The sequence below is a fragment of the Ramlibacter humi genome, assembly GCF_004681975.1.
In the GTDB taxonomy this organism is placed as follows: Bacteria; Pseudomonadota; Gammaproteobacteria; order Burkholderiales; family Burkholderiaceae_C; genus Ramlibacter; species Ramlibacter humi.
The window spans coordinates 350958-370970 of sequence record NZ_SMLK01000002.1 but is presented as its reverse complement, the minus strand read 5'-3'; the positions used below and the strand labels follow the sequence as shown (position 1 = coordinate 370970).

Annotated in this window: 19 protein-coding genes; 11 read left to right on the top strand and 8 right to left on the bottom strand. The window is 68.3% G+C overall.

Annotation, left to right across the window (positions count from 1 at the left end):
• Nucleotides 1-11 precede the first annotated feature (11 nt).
• A complete protein-coding gene (locus EZ216_RS09175) occupies nt 12-842 on the top strand; it encodes a phytanoyl-CoA dioxygenase family protein (RefSeq protein ID WP_135249439.1) in 831 nt (276 codons plus the stop codon).
• On the top strand, nt 832-1974 hold the full coding sequence (gene rffA / locus EZ216_RS09170) for a dTDP-4-amino-4,6-dideoxygalactose transaminase (RefSeq protein WP_135249438.1): 1143 nt from the start codon (nt 832-834) through the stop codon (nt 1972-1974). The genes EZ216_RS09175 and rffA overlap by 11 nt, the downstream gene beginning before the upstream one ends.
• 18 nt (nt 1975-1992) lie before the next feature.
• Here the strand turns inward: rffA and EZ216_RS09165 are convergent, their stop codons facing one another.
• On the bottom strand, nt 1993-3978 hold the full coding sequence (locus EZ216_RS09165; protein ID WP_135249437.1) for an SDR family oxidoreductase: 1986 nt from the start codon (nt 3976-3978) through the stop codon (nt 1993-1995).
• A 192-nt stretch (nt 3979-4170) separates the two neighbouring features.
• Between EZ216_RS09165 and EZ216_RS09160 the strand changes: the two genes are divergently transcribed.
• The 4 genes from EZ216_RS09160 (at nt 4171) to EZ216_RS09145 (ending at nt 6831) form a co-directional block, all read left to right on the top strand.
• Nucleotides 4171-4674 (top strand): phasin family protein, encoded by a 504-nt coding sequence (locus EZ216_RS09160; protein WP_135249436.1) that lies wholly within the window; start codon nt 4171-4173, stop codon nt 4672-4674.
• Nucleotides 4675-4826: 152 nt separating this feature from the next.
• Nucleotides 4827-5498, top strand: coding sequence for a TetR/AcrR family transcriptional regulator (locus tag EZ216_RS09155; RefSeq protein WP_135249435.1), 672 nt, complete (start codon nt 4827-4829; stop codon nt 5496-5498).
• 20 nt (nt 5499-5518) lie between these two features.
• Nucleotides 5519-6292: a tetratricopeptide repeat protein gene (locus tag EZ216_RS09150; RefSeq protein ID WP_135249434.1), complete on the top strand. Its 774-nt coding sequence runs from the start codon at nt 5519-5521 to the stop codon at nt 6290-6292.
• Nucleotides 6293-6363: 71 nt separating this feature from the next.
• Nucleotides 6364-6831: a hemerythrin domain-containing protein gene (locus tag EZ216_RS09145; RefSeq protein WP_135249433.1), complete on the top strand. Its 468-nt coding sequence runs from the start codon at nt 6364-6366 to the stop codon at nt 6829-6831.
• Nucleotides 6832-6837: 6 nt separating this feature from the next.
• Here EZ216_RS09145 and EZ216_RS09140 read toward each other — a convergent pair whose 3' ends face one another.
• The gene (locus EZ216_RS09140) at nt 6838-8364 is read right to left on the bottom strand and encodes a wax ester/triacylglycerol synthase family O-acyltransferase (protein ID WP_338050535.1); all 1527 of its coding nucleotides are present in this window, start codon (nt 8362-8364) and stop codon (nt 6838-6840) included.
• 92 nt (nt 8365-8456) lie between these two features.
• Here EZ216_RS09140 and EZ216_RS09135 point away from each other — a divergent pair, with 92 nt between their 5' ends.
• On the top strand, nt 8457-8711 hold the full coding sequence (locus tag EZ216_RS09135) for an acyl-CoA-binding protein (protein WP_135249432.1): 255 nt from the start codon (nt 8457-8459) through the stop codon (nt 8709-8711).
• Between the two features lie 7 nt (nt 8712-8718).
• On the opposite strand, the gene EZ216_RS09130 is transcribed toward EZ216_RS09135, so the two are convergent.
• Genes EZ216_RS09130 through EZ216_RS09115 form a run of 4 tightly spaced genes read right to left on the bottom strand, consistent with a single transcriptional unit; the run spans nt 8719 to nt 13526 of the window.
• Entirely contained in the window at nt 8719-9924 is a 1206-nt protein-coding gene (locus EZ216_RS09130; RefSeq protein WP_135249431.1) for a CaiB/BaiF CoA transferase family protein, read from the bottom strand.
• Nucleotides 9921-10343 carry a polyhydroxyalkanoic acid system family protein gene (locus EZ216_RS09125; RefSeq protein ID WP_135249430.1) on the bottom strand — a complete coding sequence of 141 codons (423 nt, stop codon included), beginning with the start codon at nt 10341-10343 and terminating at the stop codon, nt 9921-9923. The genes EZ216_RS09130 and EZ216_RS09125 overlap by 4 nt, the downstream gene beginning before the upstream one ends.
• Nucleotides 10336-11439 carry an aminopeptidase gene (locus EZ216_RS09120; RefSeq protein WP_439126726.1) on the bottom strand — a complete coding sequence of 368 codons (1104 nt, stop codon included), beginning with the start codon at nt 11437-11439 and terminating at the stop codon, nt 10336-10338. Before EZ216_RS09120 ends, EZ216_RS09125 begins: the two co-directional genes overlap by 8 nt.
• Nucleotides 11436-13526, bottom strand: coding sequence for a molybdopterin-containing oxidoreductase family protein (locus tag EZ216_RS09115; RefSeq protein WP_135249429.1), 2091 nt, complete (start codon nt 13524-13526; stop codon nt 11436-11438). Before EZ216_RS09115 ends, EZ216_RS09120 begins: the two co-directional genes overlap by 4 nt.
• Before the next feature lie 63 nt (nt 13527-13589).
• Between EZ216_RS09115 and EZ216_RS09110 the strand changes: the two genes are divergently transcribed.
• Together EZ216_RS09110 and EZ216_RS09105 are read left to right on the top strand one after the other, a co-directional pair.
• Complete coding sequence (locus EZ216_RS09110) at nt 13590-14687, top strand: ABC transporter substrate-binding protein (RefSeq protein ID WP_239024324.1); 1098 nt, start codon at nt 13590-13592, stop codon at nt 14685-14687.
• 123 nt (nt 14688-14810) lie between these two features.
• A complete protein-coding gene (locus EZ216_RS09105; protein ID WP_135249427.1) occupies nt 14811-15191 on the top strand; it encodes a hypothetical protein in 381 nt (126 codons plus the stop codon).
• A 128-nt stretch (nt 15192-15319) separates the two neighbouring features.
• On the opposite strand, the gene argE is transcribed toward EZ216_RS09105, so the two are convergent.
• Nucleotides 15320-16486: an acetylornithine deacetylase gene (argE, locus tag EZ216_RS09100; RefSeq protein ID WP_135249426.1), complete on the bottom strand. Its 1167-nt coding sequence runs from the start codon at nt 16484-16486 to the stop codon at nt 15320-15322.
• 106 nt (nt 16487-16592) lie between these two features.
• On the opposite strand from argE, the gene EZ216_RS09095 reads away from it, so the two are divergent.
• Both EZ216_RS09095 and EZ216_RS09090 read left to right on the top strand, forming a co-directional pair.
• Nucleotides 16593-17789 carry a M20 aminoacylase family protein gene (locus EZ216_RS09095; protein WP_135249425.1) on the top strand — a complete coding sequence of 399 codons (1197 nt, stop codon included), beginning with the start codon at nt 16593-16595 and terminating at the stop codon, nt 17787-17789.
• Complete coding sequence (locus EZ216_RS09090) at nt 17786-18901, top strand: M14 family metallopeptidase (RefSeq protein ID WP_239024323.1); 1116 nt, start codon at nt 17786-17788, stop codon at nt 18899-18901. Before EZ216_RS09095 ends, EZ216_RS09090 begins: the two co-directional genes overlap by 4 nt.
• Nucleotide 18902: 1 nt before the next feature.
• On the opposite strand, the gene EZ216_RS09085 is transcribed toward EZ216_RS09090, so the two are convergent.
• Nucleotides 18903-19943, bottom strand: coding sequence for an adenosine deaminase (locus tag EZ216_RS09085; RefSeq protein ID WP_135249424.1), 1041 nt, complete (start codon nt 19941-19943; stop codon nt 18903-18905).
• Nucleotides 19944-20013: the final 70 nt, after the last annotated feature.

Below are 20013 nucleotides of genomic sequence, written 5' to 3'. Positions count from 1 at the left end.
AGGAGGACCTGATGGTCGAACAAAGTTATGGCGCCACGCGCGCAGCGCAGAACCCCGGCGACCCCGGGTGGCTTTCGGAAGCTCTCGAGAGCCTGGAGCGGGTCGGGTTCGCGGTGCTTCCAGATGCGCTGGAACCGTCCCTGGTGACGCAGCTCGGCTCCGCGTTGGATCGCTTGCTGCAGGAACAAACCGCCCGCGCGGGCGGCGACGACGCCTTGCAGGCCATCGGCGAATCGGGCCAGGTGCGCGCGCCTTGTTGCGAAGACTCGCTGTTCTGGAGCCTGATCGAGCATCCGGTGGTGGACTGCATCGTCGAACGCCTGCTCGGCCCGGCCGCCATCGTGCTGCAGCAAAACGGTGTGGTCATGCCGGCGGCCGGCCAGCGCCACCAGCAGCAAAGGTGGCACCGCGACCTGCCCTACCAGAGCTGGGTGAACAGCGCGCCGATCGCTCTGGGTTTCCTCTGCACTCTGGATCCGTTCAATGGCGAGAGCGGCGGCACCACCTTCCTGCCGGCGTCCCATCGCTTCCCGCACCTGCCCAGCGACGCCTTCATCCGCGGCTGGGAGCACGGGGTGGACGCGCCGGCCGGCTCGCTCGTCGTGTTCGACGCGATGACCTTCCATCGCGGCGGCACCAACCGCAGCAATGCGCCGCGGCGCGCGGTGAACACGCTGTTCGGCATTCCCTTGCTGGCCCAGCAGGTCACGCTCGATGCTCCGGCAGGCGCGAGTCCGCTGGCCGTGCGCCGCAGCGGCTCCACCTACAGGCCCGCCGACTCGGCGGACGACTACCGCGCGCGGCGCCAGGCGCGTCTGGGAAAGGCGAAAGATGGCCAATAAGATCGGATTCAACCGTCCCTACATGACCGGCCGGGAGCTGGAGTACATCCAGCAGGCGCACCAGAACGCCCACCTGGCCGGTGACGGCCCCTTCACCCGCCAGTGCAGCGCATGGCTGGAGCAGCACACGGGCACGCGCCGGGCGCTGCTCACGCATTCGTGCACAGCCGCGCTCGAGATGGCGGCGCTGCTGCTGGACATCCGTCCGGGCGACGAAGTCATCATGCCCAGCTATACCTTCGTGTCGACGGCAAACGCCTTCGTGCTGCGCGGGGGTGTGCCGGTGTTCGTGGACGTCCGGCCCGACACGCTCAACCTGGACGAGCGGCTGGTCGAAGCCGCCATCACCCCCCGGACCAAAGCCATCGCGCCGGTCCACTACGCCGGCGTGTCCTGCGAGATGGATGAACTGATGGCCATCGCGAGCCGGTACGGCCTGGCGGTCGTGGAAGACGCGGCACAGGGCAGCGAATCGTCCTACCGGGGGCGGCCGCTGGGGACCATCGGCGCCCTGGGCACCCTGAGCTTCCATGAGACCAAGAACGTCATCTCGGGCGAAGGCGGAGCCTTGCTGGTGAACGACGACCGGCTGGTCGAGCGCGCGGAAATCATCCGCGAGAAGGGCACCGACCGCAGCCGCTTCTACCGCGGGCAAGTCGACAAGTACACCTGGCAGGACGTCGGGTCGTCCTACCTGCCGAGTGAGCTGGTCGCGGCCTTCCTGTGGGCGCAGCTGCAGGAGTCCGGATCCATCACCAGGGCCAGGCTGCAGGCCTGGGACCGTTACCACGCCGCCTGCGCGCCGCTGGAGGCGCAAGGACTGCTTCGGCGCCCGGTCGTCCCGTCGCATTGCCAGCACAACGCGCACATGTACTACGTGCTGCTCGACGAGCGCATCGACCGCTCGCGTGTGCTGGCCGCCATGAAGGACGCCGGCATCTACGGATTGTTCCACTACGTCCCGCTGCACAGCTCGCCTGCCGGGCGCAAATACGGGCGCACGGCCGGCGACCTCGCCGTCACAGACTCCATCGCATCTCGGCTGGTCCGTCTGCCCCTCTGGCTCGGCCTGACGCCGGAACAGCAGGAGACCGTGGTGCAAACGTTGCGGGACGCGATCGGCGCCGCCTGACCGAGGCGGCTCTGCGCCTCAGAAGTGAATCCCCCGCATCATCTGCTGCATCGCGATCGCCTCCGGCGACAGCTGCGGCTTCGCCCCCTTGTCCCCCTTAGCGGCCGACGAATCCGGAAACATGCGGAAGCTGGTGTTCATGACGATCTGCGCCACCTTGGGCACCAGGGCGTGCAGCACTTGGCCGGTGATGCCCAGGCGGGTGGCGACGCGCACGGGCTTGTAGATGCACGCTTCCGCGATCATGTCGGCGGCCTGCTCGGGCGACAACGTGGGCACGTTGTTGTAGATCTTGGTGGGCGCGATCATGGGCGTGCGCACCAGCGGCATGTTGATGGTGGTGAAAGTGATGCCCTGGTCCTGGAATTCGCTGGCGGCGCAGCGGGTCCAGGCGTCGAGCGCGGCCTTGCTGGCCACGTAAGCCGAGAAGCGCGGCGCGTTGGTCAGCACGCCGATGGAGCTGATGTTCACCACGTGGCCCTTGCGCTTGGCCACCATGCCCGGCATCAGGCCCATGGTGATGCGCAGGCAGCCGAAGTAATTGAGCTGCATGGTGCGCTCGTAGTCGTGGAAGCGGTCGTAGCTGGACTCGATGGCGCGGCGGATGGAGCGGCCGGCGTTGTTGACCAGGAAATCGACGCCGCCGTGGTTCTGCTCCAGCAGCTTCACGAAGCGGTCGACGTCGTTCATGTCCGACAGGTCGGCCGGGTAGGCGACGAACGCGTAGCCGCGTGACTTGGCTTCGGCGCAGGCTTCGTCCAGCTTGTCCTGGTCGCGGCCGCAGATGATGGTGACCGCGCCGGCTTCGGCGAACTTGTGTGCCGCCGCCAGGCCGATGCCCGAAGAGCCGCCGGTCACCAGCACCACCTTGCCGCCCACCGTGCCCTTCAGGCTGCGGTCGATGTGCAGGTCGGGGTCGAGGTGGCGCTCCCAGTAGTCCCACAGGCGCCAGGCGTAGTCCTTCAGGTTGGGGCATGCTATGCCCGCGCCCTTCAGCGCGGCCAGCGTCTCGCGGCAGTCGAAGCGCGTGGGGTAGTTGACGAAGGTGAGCATGTCCTCGGGCAGGCCCAGGTCCTTCATCACCGCGTTGCGGATGCGCCGCACGGGCGCCACGGCCATCAGGCCCTTCTTCACGCTCTTGGGAATGAACCCCAGCAGCGCCGCGTTGATGAACAGGTTCATGCGCGGCGCGTGCGCGGCGCGCGAGAAGATGTCCAGCACGTCGCCCACGCGGTAGCCCACCGGGTCCACCAGGTGGTAGCAGCGGCCCTTCGTGCCTTCCAGGTGGCTGATGTGGTCGAGCGCGTCGACCACGAAGTCCACCGGCACGATGTTCACGCGGCCGCCTTCCAGGCCCACCGCGGGCATCCACGGCGGCAGCAGCTGGCGCATGCGCTGGATCAGCTTGAAGAAGTAGTACGGGCCGTCGATCTTGTCCATCTCGCCCGACTGGCTGTCGCCCACCACCATCGCGGGCCGGTACACGGTCCACGGCACCTTGCATTCCGTGCGAACGACCTTCTCGCTCTCGTGCTTGGTCATGAAGTACGGGTGCTCGTAGTTCTCGGCCTCGTCGAACATGTCCTCGCGGAACACGCCTTCGTACAGGCCGGCCGCGGCGATGGAAGACACGTGGTGGAAGTGCCCGGCGTCCACCGCCTTGGCGAATTCCACCGCGTGGCGCGTGCCGTCGATGTTCACCGCCACCTGGCTTTCCTCGTCGGCTTCCAGGTCGTACACCGCGGCCAGGTGGTAGACGTGGTCGACCTGGCCTTTCAGCGCCTTCAGTTCGTCCGCCGCCACGCCCAGCTTCTTCGCCGTCAGGTCGCCGAACACGGGCACCGCGCGCGAGGCCGGCACGCCCCAGTACTCGCGCAGCGCCGCCACTTTGCCCTCGCTTTCGCGGCGGATCAGGAAGTGCACGACCGAGCCTTTGCGCTCCAGGAGCTTGCGGACCAGCCGCTTGCCGATGAAGCCGGTGGCGCCGGTGACGAAGTAGTGCATGGAATTCCTCCGGGGAGATTGTTCGAAGTTGGCCCGGCGATTCTGGGCCCGGGCGGTGGCGAGATGATCCCGCGAAAACCCGCGCGGGCCTGGGCAGGCCCATCGAGAAGGTTAGGAATCGCCACCTAACACGCGGGACGCCCGCGACGTACATTTGGCGCGTCGCCACTCACGCAACCCACGGAGCCTTCCATGGTCACGAAAATGAAGTCCACCGGCAGCGCCGCCGGCAGCAAGTCGTCCGCTCCCCTGGGCGGCACGGTCAAGGAATCGGCCAGCCAGATCTGGCTGGCGGGCCTGGGCGCCTTCGCCAAGGCGCAGGAGGAAGGCACCAAGGTGTTCGACGCGCTGGTCAAGGAAGGCATGACCATCCAGCGCAAGACCCAGGCCGCCGCGGAAGAGAAGCTCTCCGAGGCCACCAACCGCATGGCCAGCATGGCCGCCGACGTCTCGTCGCGCGCATCGGGCCAATGGGACAAGCTGGAAAGCATCTTCGAGGAACGCGTCTCGCGCGCGCTGAAGAAGCTGGGCGTGCCGTCGGCCCGCGACGTGGACGCTCTGGTCGCCCGCATCGACGAACTGGAGCGGCAGGTGAAGGCGGCCGGCCGCGCGGCGCCCGCGAAGAAGGCCAGCCCCGCCGGCGGCCAGCCCAAGCCGGCGCGCAAGCGCGCGCCGGCGAAGAAGTCGGCCGGCTGAAGCCGCGGCGCTTCCGCGCAACGGGCCGCCTTCGGGCGGCTTTTTCATGGGCGTCCTTGCTGCAACGCAGCAGCCGCGCCCCGCGCGCGAACCTACACTGCCCACCATGAGGACGAGCAAGAAGAACGAGCCGCCGCGCGCGGCCTGACACCATGGCGAAGAAGGCTCCGCGGCGCACAGCCGAACGCATCCTGGAAGTCACGCTGGACCTGTTCAACCGGTTCGGCGAGCCGAACGTGTCCACCACGCTCATTTCGGCGGAATTGGGCATCAGCCCGGGGAACCTGTATTACCACTACCCGGCCAAGGACGAACTGATCAACGCGCTGTTCGACCGCTACGAGCGCGCGCTGTCCGAACTGCTGAATGCCGCCGACGGCGTGCGCGACGTGGAGGACGCCTGGTTCTTCATGCACACGCTGTTCGAGCTGATCTGGCAGTACCGCTTCCTGTACCGCGACCTGAACGACCTGCTGTCGAAGAACCGCCGGCTGGAAACGCACTTCCAGTGGGTGTTGAAGAACAAGACCCGCGCGGTGCGCGCGCTGCTCGATGGCATGAGCCGCGCCGGCTCGGTCAGCATCGATTCGCGCGAACTGGAGCCCACCGCCACCAGCATGGTGGTGGTGCTGACCTATTGGTTGAGCTACGAGTACGTGCGCGACCCGCGGCGTGCGCTGGAACCCGAAAGCGCGCAGGCCGCTTTGCTGCGCGGAGCCCACCACGTGCTCAATCTGCTGGTACCCTATCTCGAACACGGCCAGCGCATGCACCTGCTCGGACTGGTGAGCGCGTACTCATCGCCGGGACCGCAAGAGCCGTAGAGCACAGGAGACAAGACAACGTGGCCAAGTGGGCACCGTTCCCGCACGCCGGCGAGTTCGACTACTCGCCGGCCGACGTGCAGGCGCGCTGGGCGCGGCTGCATGCGGGCGACGCCGAGCCGCTGCCGAAGGATCCGGCGGTGTTGCAAGCCTGGACGCACTTCCACCGCGGCGAGTTCCAGCAGGCGATGGAAGCCGGGCTGCAGGCCGGCGGCGCGGGCCTGAACGCCGCCAACAAGGCGGTCTGCATCTACGCCACCTACCTCGAGAAGAAGGAAAAGGCGCGGCAGGAGCTGTTCGTCGAAGTCGCCCGGCGGGCGGAAGCCCATGCGCTGCGCGACCCGCAGAACGCCGCGGCCTGGCACCTGCACGGCTACGCGCTGGGGCGCTACAGCCAGGCCATCAGCGTGGCCAAGGCGCTGGCGCAGGGGCTGGGCGGCAAGGTGAAGGATTCGCTGGAAAAGGCGATCAAGCTCAATCCGCGCCATGCCGATGCGCACATCGCGCTGGCCTCGTTTCATGCCGAGGTCATCGACAAGGTCGGCGCGCTGATCGGCGGCATGACCTACGGCGCGAGGAAGCAGACCGGCCTGAAGCTGTTCCAGGAAGCGCTGAAGCTGCACCCGCAGTCGGCCATCGGCCTGATCGAGTACGCCAACGGGCTGGTGATGCTGGAAGGCGAGGCCAAGCTCGCCGATGCCACCGAACTGTACGAGCGCGCCGCGGCCGTCGAGCCGATGGATGCTTCCGAGCGGCTGGACGTGGCGCTGGCCCAGGCGGAACTGCAGGAGTAGGCCACCGCTGGGCTTGCGGGCGGGGCCTGCGCCTACAGCTTTCGCGAGGCGGCTCGCCCAGACTGCCGCGCATGAACATCTTCGAAGCCCTGCGCCTGTCGCACGACACCCAGCGCGCCCTGGCCACGCAAATCCTGCAGACCGAGGGCGCATCCACCGAGCGCCGCAACCTCTTCAACCAGCTCAAGCACGAACTGGCTGCGCACGCGGCGGCCGAGGAGCGCTGCTTCTACCTGCCGCTGATCGAGCACGACGAATCGATGGCCCAGGCCCGGCACGGCATGGCCGAGCACCACGAGATGGACGAGATGGTGGACGAGCTGACCAAGCTGGAAATGTCGTCGCCCGGCTGGCTGGCGCACTTCAGGAAGCTGCACCACAAGGTGTTCCACCACCTCGAGGACGAGGAACACGCCATCTTCCAGCTGGCCGGCAAGGTGCTCGGGGCAAAGAAGAAGGACGAGCTGGCGATCGCCTACGAGGAAGAATTCGCCAACTTCCGGCTGGGGGACATGCCGGTCAACTCGGCCGAAGGCTGAAGCTCGTCAGTCGCCCCACGGCAGCATCAGCGTCACCAGCGACAGCTTGGCGAATTCGGGCTCGAACTCGTCGATGATGGCCTGCGGTTGCGGGCACAGCGCGGTGTCGGTGATGACGCCGAACTGCACGCCGCCGCCGTAACTGAGGATGGACACGCCCAGGCCGATGTTGCCGGACTGCGGCACCCAGAACATCGACTGCTCCAGCGTCGCCCCCAGCAGCTTCAGCTTCTCGCGCGGGCCCGGCACGTTGGTCATCACCGCCGTGGTCTTGTTGCCGAACATGGCCATGATGGCGTCCTGCGCCGGCTTCACCAGCAGGCCCGCCAGCGTGAGCACGCCGAAGGCCAGGATGGGCTGCGTGCTGCCTTTCAGCTGGCCCATGCGCCGGCGCACTTCGTACACTCGCTCGATCGGGTTTTCGATGCCGATGGGCAGCACCAGCGGCACCAGGCCGAAACGGTTGCCCAGTTTCCAGGCCTGGTCCAGCGGCCGCAGGTTCACCGGCACCATGGCGCGGATCTCCTGCCCTTTCACGTCGTCGCCCTGCGCGCGCAGGTACTCGCCGATGGCGCCCGCCACGCAGGACAGCAGCACGTCGTTGACCGAGCAGTTGAGCGCCTTGCCCACCGCCTTCACTTCCTCCAGCGGCAGCGGCTCGCACCAGGCCACTCGCTTCTTGCCACCCGGCCGGCCTTTCAGCCGGGTCTTCGAATCGTCCGGCATCAGCGCCATCGCCGCGCCGTCGCTGAGCACCTGGTAGGCCAGGCGCGCGATCTCCATCGAGCCGCTCATGCCGGCCTGCGGGTCGCGCAGCATCTGCAGCGACTTCACGGCGCCGCCACCAGCGGCGTCGAGCGCCTTCACGGTGATGTCGGTCAGCGGCTTGACCAAGGTCTCGGCGATCCAGTCTTCCGCGCCCTGCGGCGCCGCGCGGCGCTTGCGCTCGGGCGGCGGGTTGCCGCCGTCCACCAGCGACATGGTCACCGAGATCAGCGCGATGCCGTCGGCGATGCAGTGGTGGATGCGGAAGATGAGCGCGCTGCCGCCGTCGTAGTCCTCGACCAGGTGGATCTGCCACAGCGGCCGCTTGCGGTCCAGCGGTTCCATCGCCAGTTCGCCCACGCGGTCCTGCAGCGCGGCCTGTTCGCCGCCCTTGCGCGACTTGAGCGTCTCGCGCACCACCATCTGGTGCACGTCGAGGCCCGGCACGTCCACCCAGTTGGCGCCCGCGGCGTCTTCGAACACGCGCTGGCGGAAGCGCGGGTACTTCAGGAGCCTTTCGTCCACGCGCTTGCACAGCTGCTCGTACGACACGCGGGGCCGCAGGGTCCAGACGCCGATGATCATCATCTGGTTGACGTCGGAGTCCATGCGCAGCCAGGCCGTGTCCACCTTGGTCATGCGCTCGCCGGCCAGGCCCAGCACGCCGCTGGCCACGCGCGAGGCGTCGCGCACCACGCGGCCGGTGGCGCGCTTCGCGGCAGCGGTGGCGGCCTGGGGATCGAGCTGGCGGACGATTCGGGTGACCATGCGTTGGGAGTCCCGTGGTTGGACGAAGGTCCCTATTGTGGGCGCGGGCCCGCGCTTAAGATACCGCGAACTTTCCCGCAAGGAGCCCACCCGTGTCCGACCTCAAAGCCGATTTCGAAGCCGCCGTCGCCAACTCCAAGAAACTGAGCGAGCGCCCGGACAACACCACCTTGCTGAAGATCTACGCGCTGTACAAGCAGGCCACCACGGGTGACAACACCGAGAAGAAACCCGGCTTCGGCGACATGGTGGGCCGCGCCAAGTGGGACGCGTGGAACGGCATGAAGGGCACTTCGTCCGACGACGCCATGCAGCAGTACGTGGACCTGATCAAGTCCCTGAGTTGAGCCGCCGCTAGGCGATCACGCCTTTCTCCCTCAGCGCCGCGATCTGCCGCGGCGTGAGGCCGATCTCCTTCAGCACCGCATCCGTGTCCTGCCCCAGCGCCGGCGCGTTGCGGTGCTGGCCGCCCGGCGTGCGCGACAGCTTGGGCACGATGCCCGGCACGGCGATCCTGCTGCCGTCGTCCATCGCCACTTCCTGCAGCATGCCGCGCGCGCGGTAGTGCGGGTCGGCCGCGATGTCGGCCACGGTGTAGATGCGCCCCGCCGGCACTTCGGCGGTGTCCAGCACGGCGAGAGCTTCGGTGACGGCGCGCTGCGCGGCCCAGCCGCCGATGGCGGCGTCCAGTTCCTGCACGCGCTTCACGCGGCCTTCGTTCGAGGCCAGCGCCGGATCGTTGGCCAGGTCCGCGCGCCCGATGGCGGCCATCAGCCGCTTGAAGATGCTGTCGCCGTTGCCGGCCACCAGCACGTAGCCGCCGTCGCTGCAGCGGTAAGCGTTGGTCGGCGCGATGCCGGGCAGCGCACTGCCGGCCGCTTCGCGCACGGCGCCGAACGCGCTGTACTCGGGCAGCAGGCTTTCCATGCAGTTGAACACCGCTTCGTACAGCGCGACGTCGATCACCTGCCCCTGGCCGCTGCGCTGGCGTTCGTGGAGCGCCATCAGGATGCCGATGACGCCGTGCAGCGAAGCCAGCGTGTCGCCGATGGACACGCCCACGCGCACCGGCACTCGGCCCGGCTCCGCCGTCAGGTGGCGCAGGCCGCCCATCGCTTCGGCCACCACGCCAAAGCCCGGGCGGTCGCGGTAGGGGCCGGTCTGGCCGTAGCCGCTGATGCGCAGCATCACCAGGCGCGGGTTCGATCCCAGCAGTTGCTTTGGGCCCAGGCCCCAGCCCTCCAGGGCGCCGGGGCGGAAGTTCTCGATCAGCACGTCGGCTTCGGCCGCCAGTTTGCGCACGATGTCCTGCGCCTGCGGCTGGCGCAGGTCCAGCGCGATGGAACGCTTGTTGCGCGACTGCACCTGCCACCACACCGAGGTGCCGTCCTTCAGCAGCCGCCAGCGGCGCAGCGGGTCGCCCACGCCGGGAGGCTCGACCTTCACCACGTCGGCGCCGAAGTCGGCCAGCGTCTTGGCGGCGAACGGGCCGGCGATCAGCTGGCCCAGTTCCAGGACCTTCAGGCCGGCCAGCGGCCCGGACGCGGCAGGCCCGCTCACGCCTTCTTCGCTTTCGCCGCCGATTTGGCCGGCGCCTTGGCCGCGCCTCTGGCGGGCGCCTTCGCCGGCTTGTGCGCCGCCTTCTTCGAGTGCTTCGCCACGCCGTCGTCGAAAGCCTGCAGCGGGTCGCCGTGGCCCAGCAGCTCGTCCAGGTTGTTCGTGATCTCGGTCTCGATGCGGTCCTTGAACGCCCCCAGCAGGAAGCCCAGGCGGGCGTGCAGCTCGAAGCGGTCCTTGGTGACGCGCAGCTCGCCGTTCACGCCCGAACGGGTGAAGCTGACCAGGTCTTCCGCCTTGCCTTCCTCGTACGTGCACTCCATGTCCAGCTTTTGTTCGGCGGTCTCCGCCCAGCGGAAGGCGAGTTCGCGCGCCTTGGGCAGGCCCAGCTGGTGCTCACGTTCGATGTGGATGTCAGGCACGGGCTTTCTCCTTGTCTTTCAGGTACTGGTGGCGTTCTTCCTTGGGCAGCTTCGCCAGGCGCTTCGCCTCATCATAGAAGCGCACCCAGTCGCCGCCGAGCGAGGCGAACAGCCCCTCGAAGCCCGGCACCAGGTCGTCGTACGCGGCCTGCGCGCCGAACGAGGCGTTGTTCGCGCCGGCCACCCACTCGTTGTAGCCGCGCAGGCGCGCCGGGTCGATGCCCCAGCTGTCGCGCAGCTTCACGTAGTCGGCGCGGAACTGCGCCAGCACCTGCTCCTTGCGCTCGCGGCGCTGCGCACCGGTGAGCGACTTGTCTTCGTAGACCGCCTGCAGGCGGTCGCGCGTGCCGCGCGTGAGCGCGCGGAACTGGTTGCGCCGCGCGTCGTAGCTGGCATAGTCGATGCGCGCCTCCTCGCTGGCGCGCGTGAGCAGCCAGCGCTGCACGCCCAGCCTTTCCACCGCGGTGGCGAACGACTCGTTGAACACGGTGTCGTCCTTGGCGTACACCACCTGGTGCGCCAGCTCGTGGAAGATCAGGCGCGCGAGTTCGCCTTCGGGGTAGCCGATGAAGGTGTTCAGCAGCGGGTCGCCGCCGGCCCAGTTCATCCAGCCGAGCGTGGAGTACGCGGGCACCGGGTAGGTGGCGGCTTCGTAGCCTTCCTGGCGCAGTTCCGCGGCTTCGGCCTTGGCATCGCTCTCGTCGTAGTAGCCGCGGTACCCCACGCAACCGGTGACGGGGAAGCACCAGGTCTTGAGCTTGAGCGAGAACTCGGGCGCGGCCACCACGTTCCAGATCACCGCGTTGCGGTGCAGGTCGGCGTAGCGGCGGTAGCTGGGGTTGTCGGGCAGGTGCAGTTCGCTGGACGCGAACGCGCGGATGCGCTGGCTGAGCGCCAGCCTTTCCTTCAACTTGGGCGACGCGGCCTGGTCCTGCAGCCATTCGTCCACCGGCTTGCTGGCCTGCATCACGCGCAGGTGCCCCGTGGCCGATTGCCAGTAGTAGCCCAGGTTCGAGCATCCGGTCAGGCACAGGAGCGACAACGCCAGCGCGATCGCTCCCAGCCCCGATGCCACCACCCACCCGCCTTTCTTCACGCCGCCCGCACGTCCACCAGACAGTCGTAGAACACCGGGCCGTTGCCCATGTCCGTCAGACGCTGGCTGGTGAGCTCGTTGACGTTGGTGCCGGCCAGGCCGAACTTGCGCCACCAGATGCCCAGCCCGTTGACCACGCCGGGCCGCGCGCGGGCGCTGACCTCGGCCTTGCAGTGGTATTCGCCACGCTCGTTGAACACGCGCACCACCGCGCCCGTGGCGATGCCGCGCGGCGCCGCGTCGTCGGGGTGAATCTCCAGCACCGGCTCGCGCTCGATGTCGCGCAGGCTTTGCAGGTTGACAAAGGTGGAATTGAGGAAGTTGCGCGCCGGCGGGGAGATCATCGCCAGCGGGTATTGCGGCGACGAGCCCAGGCTCTCGTAGTTGGGCAGATGGTCCGGCAGGCCGTCCAGCCCCTGCTTCGCCAGCGTGGCGCTGAAGAACTCGCACTTGCCCGAAGCGGTGGGGAATCGTCCTTCCGCGAAAGGCGCGTCCGGCACGGGCAGCGCGGTGTAGCCGCGGTCCAGCAGTTGCTGGAAATCGATGCGGTCGCCGCAGGCCTGGCGGCACATCGCTTCGTCGCTGTCGCCGAAGCAAGGATCGGTGAACCCCATGCGCGTGGCCAGCTCGCGGAACACCTGCGTGTTCGTGCGCGCCTCGCCCACTGGTGCGATGGCCGGGCGGTTGAGCAGCACGTCGGTATGGCCATAGGCCGTGTGCAGGTCCCAGTGTTCCAGCTGCGTGGTGGCGGGCAGCACGTAGTCGGCGTAGTCCACGGTGTCGGTGTGGAACTGCTCCAGCACCACGGTGAACAGGTCTTCGCGCGCGAAGCCGCGCACGACTTTCGACGAGTCCGGCGCCACCGCCACTGGGTTGCTGTTGTAGACGACGACCGCTTCGACCTTCGGCCCGAACGAAGGCGAAGCCTCGCGCAGCAGGTCGTCGCCGATGGTGCTCATGTTGATGACGCGCGGCGAGCGGCCGGCCAGTAGGTCGGGACGCTGCGTCGCGGCACGGTCGGCGGTGGACCAGCCCGAGCTGGAAAGCAGCACGCCGCCGGCACGATGCCGCCACGCACCCACCAGCGCGGGAAGGCTGGCGACGGCACGCGTGGCGTTGCCGCCGCCGCGCACGCGCTGCACGCCGTAGTTGAGGCGGATGGCCGCCGGCCGGATGGTGCCGTAGTCGCGCGCCAGGTCGCGGATGCGCTGCGCGTCGATGCCGCAAACGGCCGCCGCGCGCTCGGGGGTCCAGCGCAGCGCGCGTTCGCGCAGCGCGTCCCACCCCAGCGTGTGCCGCGCCAGGTAGTCGTGGTCCAGCCAGTCGTTGGCTACCAGCTCGTGCATCAGCGCAAAGGCAAGCGCGGCGTCGGTGCCGGGCAGGATCTGCAGGTGCTCGTGGCACTTCTCCGCGGTCTCGGTGCGGCGCGGGTCGATGCACACCAGTTTCGCGCCCTGCCGCTTGGCTTCCTGCGCCAGCCGCCAGAAATGCAGGTTGCTCGTGATGGAGTTGCTGCCCCAGATCAGGATCAGCTTCGCTTCGGCGAAGAACTCCACCTTCATGCCGACCTTCGCGCCCAGCGTGTGCACCAGGCCCGCGGCACCCGCGCTGGCGCAGATGGTGCGGTCCAGGAGCGTGGCGCCCAGCCGGTGGAAGAAACGCATGGCCATGCCTTCGCCCTGCACCAGGCCCATGGTGCCGCAGTAGCTGTAAGGCAGGATGCCTTGCGGGTCGCGCGCGGCGATGGGCTTCAGGCGGTCCGCGATGTCGTCGAGGGCCTCGTCCCAGCTCACCCGCTCGAAGCGGCCCGAGCCTTTGGGCCCCACGCGGCGCAGCGGGTGCAGCAGGCGGTCGGGGTGGTAGGTGCGTTCGGGATAGCGCGAGACCTTCGCGCACAGCACGCCGTCGGTCGGCTGGTGGTCAGGGTTTCCCTGCACGCGAGTGGCCACGCCGTCGACGACGGTGGTGACGAGCGCACAGGTGTCCGGGCAGTCGTGGGGGCACGCACCAAGGATTCGTTGCGGGCCGATGACGCTAGGGGGAATGCCGATGGCGGCGCTCAAGTTCGTTCCTATAGTGCGCGCCATCCGGCAGAGGCAGCCGGGGAGAAGACAAAAATGGACAAGTTCGGGACGTGGGCGCGAGCCGCCATGGTAGCGGTCCTCGCGGCGGCAGGCATGGCCGCCGCGGCGGACGACGGCGTGGGCAAGGACCGCATCGTCATCGGGCAATCGCTGGCGCTCACCGGGCCCGGCTCGTCGCTGGCGGAGCCGTTCCGCGCCGGCGCCAAGCTCTACTTCGACCGCCTCAACGCCACGGGCGGCATCAACGGCCGGAAGATCGAACTGGTGACGCTGGACGACCACGGCAGCCCCGCCACCACCGTGGAGAACACGAAGAAGCTGCTGGGACAGGGCGTGCTCGCGCTGTTCGGCTACTACGGCTCACCCGAGGTCACCGCGGCCTATTCGCTCATCAAGGACAGCGACGTCCTGATGTTCGCGCCCATGGCGGCTGCCGACGAGCTGCGCGGCGCGCTGTATCCCAACGTCTATTCCATCCGGCCCGGTTATTCCGAGGAAGCCGCCGCCATCACGCGCCACGCCGAGATGCTGGGCGCGCGCAAGTTCGCCATCCTCTACGGCGGCGACAGCGAATCGAAGGCGGCGCTCGATTCGGCCGAGCGCACCATGGCCGCCATGGGCGCCAACCTGCTGGCCAAGAACGTCGTCAACAGCGGCGCCGTGGCCGCCAGCGTGGACAAGTCGCTGGAGAAGAAGCCCGAGTCGGTGCTGGTGCTGGGCGACGCCAGCGGCGCCGCCAGCGCGGTGCGCGACCTGCGCGCCAAGGGCTTCCGCGGACCGATCTATGGCTTCTCCAACACGGGCGAGAGCCTGCTGGCCGAAGAGCTCGGTCCGGAAGGCGCCGGCGTGGTGGTGGTGCGCGTGGTGCCCAAGAGCGACAGCGCCAAGGTGGCCGTGGTGCGCGAACTCATGGCCGACGCGCAGGCCGCCAAGGCGTCCAAACCCAACGTGTACATGCTCGAGGGCTACATCGCCGCGCGCGTGTTCGCCGAGGCCGTGCGCCGCATCCCCAAGGACCCCACGCGCGCCAAGCTGCGCAAGGCCGTGGATGGGCTCGACGACCTCAGCCTGGGCGGCTTCCGGGTGCACTTCGCCAACGAACGCGTGGGCTCCAAGCTCGTCGAGCTCAGCCTCATCGATTCACAGGGCCGCGTCCGCGAATAGCCGCCCCACTGTCGAGTTGCGCGTGCGCCGCAGTCGGACGGGTGGAAAGGCGGTGCTCCGACAGGAACGCCGCGGGCAGCCCGGCGATACTTCCGGCATACCAACCGACTTGGAGTCACACGAATGAAAGCTTCGATCATCGGCGCCGCCGTCGCGCTGGCCTTCACCGCCACCCTGCCCGCCCACGCGCAGGGCGCCAATGCCAACGCTTCGGTAAAGGCGAGCAACCAGCAAGCCGGCGAGGCGTTCCCGAACGACAGGACGGCCGGCCAGGACAAGGGCAAACCCGAGACCGTGAAGAAGGTGGAAAAAAGCCGTCCGGTGCAGGCCACCAAGAACGTCGCCAGCGACGCCGGCCACGCCGTGTCGAACACCGCCAAGAAGGGCGCCAACGCCACCCGCCACCTGGGCGAAACCATCAACAGCAAGCTGCCCCAGACGCAGAACAACACGTCCATCAGCGGCAACGCCGGCACCGACGTGAAGACCGACACCAGGAAGTGACGCTTGAGCCGGGCAACGCCCGGCGTACAGGCGTCATCCTGGCGAAAGCCAGGATCCATCCCCGGAACGCCAAGCCCGTCCGGTGATGACCTTCTGGGGATGGATGGCGGGCCAGGCCCGCCATGACACTAAGCGAGTTCGCGCGTCGCTGCGAGCCCGCTCATGAACGCCTCGCAGCGCGCCAGCTGTTCCAGGCTCACATACTCATCCGGCTGGTGCGCCTGCACGATGCTGCCGGGACCGCACACCACCGTCGGGATGCCCGACTGCTTGAACAGGCCCGCTTCGGTACCGAAAGCCACCTGCGTGACACGCTGCTCGCCCGCCAGGCGCTGCGCCAGCCGCGTCACCGCGTCGGCTTCGCTGCCGAGGAAGCTGGGGGTTTCGCAGATGGTCTCGAAGCGGAAGCCCGCGTCCGGCGCCACCTTTTTCATCGCCGGCTCCAGCGAGCGGGCGTAAGCCAGCACCTCCTGCTGCATCGCGCGCGCGTCGGCCGTCGGCAGGTCGCGGAACTCGTATCGGAACTCGGCGTCGCGCGGCACCACGTTGTCGGCGATGCCGCCGTGGAACTGGCCCACGCTGGCGGTGGAGAACGGCACGTCGAAGCCTTCGTAACGCGTCTCCTCGCGCTCGAAGCGCTCGGCCATGCCGCGCACGTGGCCGACCACCCTGGCGGCCATCTCGATGGCGTTGACCGATTGCGGCGTGAGGGACGAATGCGCCTCCTTGCCGCGCACGCAGCACTTGTAGCGGTACACGCCCTTGTGCGCGATGGCCGGCACCATGCTGGTGGGCTCGCCGACGATGCAGGCGACCGGCTTGACGCCCGCTTCGCGCATGTCGGCGATCAGCTCGCGCACGCCGAAGCAGCCCACCTCCTCGTCGTAGCTGAAGGCGAAATGCACGGCGAAAGGCGTGTCCTCCGCCAGGAAGGCCTGCGCGTGCGACAGCGCGATGGCGATGAAGCTCTTCATGTCGGCCGAGCCGCGGCCGTACAGCTTGCCGTCCTTCACTTCGGCCGACAACGGATCGACAGTCCAGGCCTGGCCATCCCACGGCACCGTGTCGGTGTGGCCGCTGAGGATGACGCCGGCCGGCTTGCCTTCGCCCAGCGTGGCGAACAGGTTGGCTTTGGTCTTGCCACCGTCGTAGGTCAGGCGCGACTTCACGCCGAGCTTGGCCAGCTCGTCGCGCACGAAATGGATGAGCGCCAGGTTGGAATTGGCGCTCACGGTATTCATGCGCACCAAAGTACGCGCCAGCTCGAGCGCGCGGGAAGAAAGATCTTGCGGCATGGCGCGATTCTCACCTGAGCCCGGCCGGCCCTTGGGTGGTCACCCTCATGCGCCCCGCGTGCCGCCCGGCTAGACTGGCCGGCTCGACCTTGCGAGACCGCCCACCATGAAAGTCCTCGATTCCATCGTCACCCAGGCCGCGGCCATCAGCGCCATCCGCCGCGACCTGCATGCCCACCCCGAACTGTGCTTCGAGGAAAAACGCACCGCCGACGTGGTGGCCAAGGCCCTGACCGACTGGGGCATCCCCATCCACCGCGGCATGGGCACCACCGGCGTGGTGGGCATCGTGAAGAATGGCACCAGCGACCGCGCCATCGGCCTGCGGGCCGACATGGACGCGCTGCCCATGCAGGAATTCAACACCTTCGCGCACGCCAGCAAGCACGCGGGCCGCATGCATGCCTGCGGCCACGACGGCCACACCGCCATGCTGCTGGCCGCGGCGCAGCACTTCGCGAAGAACCGCAACTTCGACGGCACCGTCTACCTGATCTTCCAGCCGGCCGAGGAAGGCGGCGGCGGCGCGCGCGAGATGATGAAGGACGGCCTGTTCGAGAAGTTCCCGATGGACGCCGTGTTCGGCATGCACAACTGGCCGGGCGACCAGGTCGGGCGCTTCGCCGTTTCGGCCGGCCCGGTGATGGCATCCACCAGCGAATTCAAGATCACCATCCGCGGCAAGGGCGGCCACGCCGCCCTGCCGCACAACAGCGTCGACCCGGTGCCGGTGGCCTGCCAGATGGTGCAGGCCTTCCAGTCCATCATCAGCCGCAACAAGAAGCCGGTGGATGCGGGCGTGATCTCGGTCACCATGATCCACGCCGGCGAGGCCACCAACGTCATTCCCGACAGCTGCGAACTGCAGGGCACGGTGCGCACCTTCACGATGGAGGTGCTGGACCTGGTCGAAAAGCGCATGAAGCAGGTGGCCGAGCACGTGTGCGCGGCGCATGAGGCGCAGTGCGAATTCGAGTTCGTGCGCAACTACCCGCCGACCGTCAACTCGGCGGCCGAAGCCGAGTTCTGCCGCCAGGTGATGGTGTCCATCGTCGGCGAGGCGAACGTCAAGGTGCAGGAGCCCACCATGGGCGGCGAGGACTTCGCGTACATGCTGCAGGCCAAGCCGGGCGCCTACTGCTTCATCGCCAACGGCGACGGCGCGCACCGCGAGATGGGCCACGGCGGCGGCCCCTGCATGCTGCACAACCCCAGCTACGACTTCAACGACGAACTCATCCCGCTGGGCGCCACGTACTGGGTGCGGCTGGCCGAGGCCTGGTTCGCCCAGGACCGCGCATGACCACGGGGCCCGCCATGAACCTGGAAGATTCCTTCTCGCATTCGTACGCCGAAGCGCGCCGCAAGTTCATCGACAGCGCCCAAGGCGCCGGCCTGCCCGTGGAGTCGAAACTCCATCCGGAGACGGGGCGCGATGGCGAGGAACTCGCCATGGACGTTGCGCGCGAAGGCGACCCCGACGCGCCCGCGCTGCTGATCCTGTCCAGCGCCTGCCATGGCGTGGAGGGCTTCTGCGGCAGCGGCGTGCAGGTCGGCGCGCTGCACGACGGCGAATGGCGCAAGTACGCGGCCGACCGCAACGTGGCGGTGCTGTACATCCACGCGCTCAACCCGTACGGGTTCTCGCACATCCGGCGCACGACGCAGGAGAACGTGGACCTGAACCGCAACTTCCACGACTTCGGCAAGCCGCTGCCGGAGAACGCGGCCTACGGCGAACTGCACGACCTGCTGTTCCCGCAGACGTGGCCGCCGTCGAAAGAGAACGACGACACGCTGGCGCGCTGGGTGGAGAAGAACGGCCAGATGGCCTACCAGACCGCCATCAGCGCGGGGCAGTACGACTTTCCGCGCGGCATGTACTTCGGCGGGCACAGCCCCACCTGGAGCAACCGCACGCTGCGCGAAGTGCTGCGCGCGCACGGCCGCCGCGCCGGGCGGGCCGCCTGGATCGACTTCCACACCGGGCTGGGCCCCAGCGGCAAGGGCGAGCGCATCTTCGCGGGCCCGGACGATGCGGCGAAAGTGGCGCGCGCTCGCCGGTGGTGGGACGGCGGCGGCAAGACGCCCGTCACGTCGATCTACGACGGCTCGTCCACCTCGGCCAAGCTCACCGGGATGATGTGGGCGTCCATCGCCGACGAATGCCCGCGGGCCGAGTACACCGGCATCGCGATGGAGTACGGCACGCAGCCGCTGCTGCAGGTGCTGGAAGCGCTGCGCGCCGACCACTGGCTGGACCAGCATCCCGAAGCGCCGAAGGAACTGGCCGCGCAGATCAAGCGGCAGATGCTGGAGGCGTTCTACACGGACACGCCGGAATGGCGCCGGCGCATCGTCGAACAGGCGCGCGAGGCGATGTTCCAGGCGGTGGACGGGCTCACCGCCACCTGATTCAGGCGAACTCGGCGAACACCGCGTCGACCTGGTCGCGGTACTTCCGCTTCTCCGCCGCGCCGATGAAGCTGGCCTCGAAGCTGTTCACCGCCAGCCGGTGCGCGTGCGCGGCGGTCAGGCCGGTGGCCTCGAAAGTGCGCAGGAAGTTGTCGTTCATGTAGCCGCCGAAGTAGGCCGGGTCGTCGGAATTGACCGTGGCCACCAGGCCGGCGTCCAGCAGCTGGCCCAGGTTGTGGTCCTGCAGGCGCGGAAACACGCACAGCTTCAGGTTGGACAGCGGGCACACCGTCAGCGGGATGCGGTCCTGCGCCAGCCGCTTCATCAGCGCCGGATCCTTGCTGGACTGCACGCCGTGGTCGATGCGCTCCACCTTCAGCACGTCCAGCGCGGTCCACACGTAGGCGGGCGGGCCTTCCTCGCCCGCGTGCGCCACCAGGTGCAGGCCCAGCTCGCGGCAGCGGGCGAACACCTTGGCGAACTTCTCCGGCGGGTGGCCCACTTCGCTGGAATCCAGGCCGACGCCGATGAACCTGTCGCGAAACGGCATCGCCTGCTCCAGCGTCTGGAACGCGTCTTCCTCGCTCAGGTGGCGAAGGAAGCACAGGATCAGCGAAGCGTTCACGCCCAGCTGGGCGCGCGCCTGCTCGCAGGCCCGGTGCAGGCCGTTCACCACGGTCTCCATCGAAACGCCGCGCGCGGTGTGCGTCTGCGGGTCGAAGAAGATTTCCGTGTGCAGCACGTGGTCGGCCCTGGCCTTCTGCAGGTAGGCCCAGGCCATGTCGAAGAAGTCGCGCTCCGTGATCAGCACGCCAGCCCCGGCGTAGTAGATGTCCAGGAAGCTCTGGAGGTTGCTGAAGTCGTAGGCGCGGCGCAGGTCGTCCACGCTGGCGTAGGGCAGCGCCACCCGGTTGCGCTGGGCCATCTCGAACATCAGCTCGGGCTCCAGCGAGCCTTCGATGTGGATGTGCAGTTCGGCCTTGGGCATGCGGCGCAGCAGTTCGGGCAGGCGTTCGGCGGGGATGGGGGGCAGTCGTTCCATGGCGACGGGCATGGTAGCAACCCTCATTCCTTTGGCCTTGTGGGCGCAATCGGACACGTTTACTTGCAAA